General features: G+C 42.1%; 4 protein-coding genes. All 4 read right to left on the bottom strand.

Annotated features, from left to right (window positions below; translation table 11 throughout):
- Positions 1–82: 82 nt before the first annotated feature.
- Entirely contained in the window at positions 83–1,126 is a 1,044-nt protein-coding gene (locus QZ334_RS07240) for a biotin-dependent carboxyltransferase family protein (RefSeq protein ID WP_416376197.1), read from the bottom strand.
- On the bottom strand, positions 1,107–1,847 hold the full coding sequence (gene pxpB / locus QZ334_RS07235; RefSeq protein WP_295233202.1) for a 5-oxoprolinase subunit PxpB: 741 nt from the start codon (positions 1,845–1,847) through the stop codon (positions 1,107–1,109). The genes QZ334_RS07240 and pxpB overlap by 20 nt, the downstream gene beginning before the upstream one ends.
- A gap of 74 nt (positions 1,848–1,921) precedes the next feature.
- Positions 1,922–3,118 (bottom strand): NRAMP family divalent metal transporter, encoded by a 1,197-nt coding sequence (locus tag QZ334_RS07230; protein ID WP_295233200.1) that lies wholly within the window; start codon positions 3,116–3,118, stop codon positions 1,922–1,924.
- Positions 3,119–3,265: 147 nt separating this feature from the next.
- Positions 3,266–4,036 (bottom strand): LamB/YcsF family protein, encoded by a 771-nt coding sequence (locus QZ334_RS07225; RefSeq protein ID WP_295233198.1) that lies wholly within the window; start codon positions 4,034–4,036, stop codon positions 3,266–3,268.
- Between the last annotated feature and the right edge of the window lie 87 nt (positions 4,037–4,123).

The following is a 4,123-nucleotide window of genomic DNA, read 5'->3' as shown; positions in this document are numbered from 1 at the left end:
TTATTCGCGACTACGTCGCGAACCAGTCTAAAGACAATAACAAAAATAACGTCTAAAGAATAATCTCTTTAGACGTTATTTTTTATATGACACTATTTAATTTAAATACATAAGCACTTTGTTCATGCGCTAATTCGATACGCTTATGTAATCGTTCCATATACGCTCGATATATATCTTGCGCTTCTTCAATAGACACGATATTAAAGTTAATCCCATCCCCTACCGGCAATTGGCTAAGCCGCGGTAGGTCTGCGGTAATTATAGTGCCTATTTTTGTATAGCCCCCTGTTGTTTGGCGATCGGCCATGAGGACAATGGGATGTCCATTCGATGGCACTTGGATAGAGCCAAATACGGCACCATCAGAAATAATATCTGCACTATCTACGTGTTCAATTTCAGGACCATCTAAGCGGAAGCCCATACGGTCACATTCTACAGTCAGTGTATAGATATTATCACTAAAGGTCTTGATACCCTTCTCGGTGAAATGTTTTGACTGATCACCTAATACAACGCGTAACGGTTCATGACATTCACGGCCCCCACGGTTATATAAGGCAGTATTGAATAGAGTATGCCCTTCACCACGGTAATCGCAGACATGCATTTCATCTCCGGCGAACGCTTTGATGCCAAGTTCATCGCCCTTTTGTAATGGTCGCCCCTCAAGGCCTCCAATTTTCGCCTTTGTATGGGTCGATACACTGCCATTGATGCTTGGCACGTCGATACCTCCAGAGAATGAAATGTACATGCGCACGCCACATTGGCTAAAACCGCCGGAAATGACATCGCCGTCGTGACATACAAATGGAATATATCTCGGTACTCGTACACTATTGATGGTTGGTTCCATATCAGCCCCTGTGAAAGCAACGATACATGTGCCTTTCACGGTGAGTGTAGGCGGCAACAATGTGCACTCTAAGGCACCTGCTGTTTCTACATTACCTACCAGCGCTTGCCCCAAGAGATAGCTTTCACTATCCATAGGACCTGCTACAGGCATACCATATTGTTGGAACCCAACGCGACCTTTATCTTGAATTGTAGTGTACATACCAGGTGCAGTTACGTAGATAGATGATTTATTAAACTCATTAATAGCCACGCAACTCACCTACCTCTACTTCATACATGGATGGCGCATAATCCGCCCCCAATGCTTTAATACGATTATATTCTGCTTCATCAATTGGTACATAACGCACATAGTCACCGGCACTCAATAGAGCCGCTTGTTCCTTGGACATATCATACATGGTTACAGGTGTACGCCCAATGATCTGCCAGCCCCCTGGAGAGTCAGACGGATACGTCCCCGTCTGCTCCCCTGCAATACCTACAGAACCTGCTGGTATCAATGTTCTTGGAGAGGACAAACGAGGCGTTGCAATGCGTGGGTCCATACCGCCTAAGTAGGTAAAGCCAGGAATGAAACCAAGCATATATACTAAATAGTCCGTACCACTATGAATAGATACAACCTCATCTTCACTTAAGTTATTATGAGAGGCCACAAAGCCAAGGTCTGGACCAAACTCACCGCCATACACGGTAGGAATTTCTACAACAGTAACAAGTTCATTATCATTATCTGCTACGGTCTGCTCCAGCGTAGGCTCAATGATGTTACACAATTCTGAATAGGAATATAGCATAGCGTCATATTGTAAAAGCAGTGCACAATAGGTAGGAACTAATTCAATGATTCCCTCTAGATGCAGCTCTTGAATTCGCTCTATCGTTTGACGTATATGTCGATTAATCTTTGGATCGATGACTTGACCAAAATCAATAGAGATAGCGCAATCCCCTACAGGTGAAATTGTAGGTTTCATAGGTACCTCCTTCCTAAAACTAGAAAGAACCATTACCTTCAAACGAAAATAATGGTACTTTCACAACGATTAATTTAACCAAGTAATTTAGCAATGCCTTGTAAGGATGTAACCCCGATATAAGCTGTTACAAGTACTACAATCCAACCTGTATAGTATAACAATTTATTATGTTTGTAGTCCCCTACGATTTCAGATTTATGAGTCGCAAAGAGCATCACTGCCAATGTGATTGGCAAGATCAAGCCATTTACGGAACCAGCCAAAATCAACAAGGATGCTGGTTTGCCAATGAAGATCAAAATACATGTAGAAACGAAGATAAATGCCATAATAGTCAATTTTTCATTTCTTTCCACTACTTTGAACAATGTTTTTAAGAAGGAAACGGATGTATACGCTGCACCTACTACAGATGTTAAGGCTGCACAGAAGAATACAATACCAAACAATTTATGCCCGATTTCACCAGCACCTAGAAGGAATGCAGAACCAGCTGGGTCCTTAGGATCTAAGACAAAGCCCATGGACACAACGCCAAGAACTGCTAAGAATAACAAGATACGAACCACTGCATCTACGGACATACCCATGAAAGCTGCACGACGCACATCTTTCAAATGCTCTTGACCAGTGATGCCAGCATCGATAAGACGGTGACCGCCGGAGAATGTAATGTAACCACCTACAGTACCACCGATAAGGGTAATAGTAGCAAGCCATGGATAATGCGTTGGTGCCACCGCATGAGCAACCGCTTCAGCCACTGGAGGGTTTGTAGAGAATGCCACATAACCAATCAACACAAGCATTACGGTACCAAGGATTTTAGCCGTATTATCTAGAACACCACCCATTTTTGGAGATGCGAATAATAGAATACCCAAGATACCACTAATAGCCGCTGCTGTAGTTGTATCTATACCAAATACAATGTTTAGACCCATGGACGCGCCCCCAATATTACCGATATTGAACGCAAGGCCACCAAGGGAAATCAAGAATGCTACGAAGTAGCCAAGTCCTGGCAATACTTTATTCGCAATATCTTGACCGCGCATTTTAGATACGCCAATGATTGTCCACACATTAAGCTGTGCAATAATCGAAAAAATAACAGACACAATGATGGCAAACGCAAAGTCTGCTTTTAAATCATTCGTAAATGCCGCCGTTTGTAACATAAAGCCCGGCCCAATAGAGGACGTGGCCATCAAGAAAGCTGCCCCCAAGAGGACAGATAAACTTGCTTTACCTGAAATTGGTTTCATAAAAACCTCCACACATTAATTTATTTATTAACGATCTATTATGTATTTACTACATATTTACTATTTACTACACATTTACTATTTATTATGTATTCACTATTTATTACGTATTTGCTATGTATTGCTTTTTTGATAATATCCGTTTTACTATTTACGGTTTTGAAAATTAGCCACTGTAACGCCCGCTTTTGTAAGGCCTTCACGGATGTAATTAGTAAAAGCTATCGCTTCTGGATTATCGCCGTGTACGCATACGGAATCAGCTACAATATCAATAGTATTTCCTGTATTAGTAACAACCTTGCCTTCTGTAACCATCATGAGTACTCGTTCAAGAGCCTCTTGAGGGTCTTTTATGAAAGCACCTGGTTCTGTACGAGGTACCAATGTACCTTCATCAGTGTAACCACGATCAGCGAAGACCTCCTGAATTACAGGAATACCTCGGCGCTGTGCCTCTTTCGCAATATAGCTACCGCTCAATACCATAGCTGCAATATTAGGGTTTACCGCTTGTAAGCCATCTAATACAGCATCTGCCAATGCAGGCGTTACACACGCCGTGTTATAAAAAGCGCCATGTAATTTCATGTGTTGCAATGTAACACCATAGCTATCACAGAAGGCTTGCAATGCCCCCACTTGATATATCATATACGCTTTTGCCTCTGCCGGATTTACGGCCATCGCACGGCGGCCAAAGCCCATTAAATCAGGATACCCAGGATGAGCCCCTACGGCTACGCCCTTTTCCTTGCACATGCGAACTGTAGCATCCATAATGAGAGGATCTCCGGCATGCCATCCACAGGCAACATTAGCACTTGTGACGTGATTTAACACTTCACCATCCATGCCTAATGTGTAGTTGCCAAAACTTTCACCTAAATCACTATTTAGATCTACATAATGTGACATCAATAATCTCCTCCCTTTCTTCATCTCTTTTTTAAATTCTATAGAATATTGAATTTATAGATATGATTCTGTCTCTTATACACATCT

Origin of the sequence: Veillonella sp., from assembly GCF_019414865.1 — a bacterium.
Lineage (GTDB): Bacteria > Bacillota > Negativicutes > Veillonellales > Veillonellaceae > Veillonella.
The sequence above is the reverse complement of the archived record's forward strand: the minus strand, read 5'-3'. Positions and strand labels throughout refer to the sequence as shown.